Below are 1,510 nucleotides of genomic sequence, written 5' to 3' on the forward strand. Positions count from 1 at the left end.
TCTCCCCACCATGCTTCGCTTCGCTCGCAATGATGGCATGACAAGCGGTGCCGCAAATTCACTGTCGTCCCGGCGCAGGCCCATAGGCGCTAAGATAGCTGGATCATTGTTTGATATCGACGTTTTCTCGGGGGCTCGCGGAGATGACGTTGGAGGGCATGCCTTGATCGGCACAGGCGACTGATCGTGGGCTGCGGAATGATGGCTTGAAGCAGCGCCGCGATGAGTTGCTGGAGCAGGCGCCAAGCGCCGGGCCGCGTCAGGCGGCTTCGGCTAAGCGGGGAGAGACCTCGAGTTCGTCGACGAGCGGCTCGAGCAGAAGAATAGTCAATAGATGAGCCAGAACATGAGGTCTGGCGGAGCGTTCGTCGGTTCCTGGAGGTCCCTTCAGGCCGATCAGGCTCTTCAGCCGCTTGAAGCCGAGTTCGATCCGCCATCGCAGGCGATAGAGGGCGAGAACATCGGCGGTCGCGAAGTCTTTCGGCTTGAGTGAGGTTATCAGGATCACCCAATCCGCAGCGTCGAGCGTTTGCTTCGAGAGTTGGTGGCCTCCCCGCTGTGCACCCCGGCGCGCCTTGCGTCGCGCTTCCGCAGCAGCCTGCGCCGGCTTCTTGACGGTGACCAGACGCAAGGCGAGAGGCGCGCCGTGCTTGCGTTTGATCCAGATCGGCCGATCGATCAGTCCGCGCCCGCGCGCCGCCGCCTTGCGAAGTTCGGCGACAAGATCGAGCGGATGACCTTTGGCATCGAGCCAGCATGCGCTCTTCCAGCCGGCCCGGATCACGACGTCCGCGCCGGCTTCAATCACGTTCGCCATGCGGTCGGGTTGCAGATGGGCGCGATCGCCAAGACGGATCTCGCCCTTGACTACAGGGATCCGGTCAAGCGTCTCGCCCGCCTGCTGATCGGTCAGTTCGAAGTGGCCAAAGCGTTCCTGCGGAAGATCGAATGCGCTGTGAATGCGCCACAACTCGTTGCTCTTCCGGGCCGCCGGTCCTTTCTTCGGCACTGTCGTGGCGTCGATGATGCGGATCAATCGACCTCGGCTCGCCTTCGGCGCGGCACCAGCAAGCGCCTGACCCACCAGCATCGCGAACCAGTCCCCGCACTGACGCAAGCGGTACAGCAGAGCCACATTGGAGATGTCGACAAGGCCGACCGACGTCGCCCACGCTGTGGTCGATCGCAAGCCCCGCTCACCCAGACAATAGGCCAGGATCAGGCGCAGCAAATCCACCGCATTCCTGATCTCACGCGGACGAACGAAAGCCTTCGTCTCCCGCGCCGTAACATCCAGCGTCTCCGCTCCGCCAAGCCGGACGACAACATTCGTCCAGTCTTCATTCACAAGCGATTCGTGTGTCATCCCATGCTGGAATCACAAACGATTCCGCGCCGCAACACTATTTTAGCGCCTATGGGCGTTCGCCGGGACGACGACGGAGCAAGTGTCTGCATTCCCGCGGCTCATTTCGCCCGAGTTCTGCAATTTCGTTGTCCCTCTTTCTCT

The 1,510-nt window shown here is 61.9% G+C and carries 1 protein-coding gene; it reads right to left on the reverse strand.

The features are described from left to right. Positions 1-259: 259 nt before the first annotated feature. Positions 260-1,348, reverse strand: a complete 1,089-nt coding sequence (locus VGP39_RS12790; RefSeq protein WP_327568481.1) for a transposase — start codon at positions 1,346-1,348, stop codon at positions 260-262. Positions 1,349-1,510 lie beyond the last annotated feature (162 nt).

Source organism: Bradyrhizobium sp. (genome assembly GCF_036009065.1).
Lineage (GTDB): Bacteria > Pseudomonadota > Alphaproteobacteria > Rhizobiales > Xanthobacteraceae > Bradyrhizobium.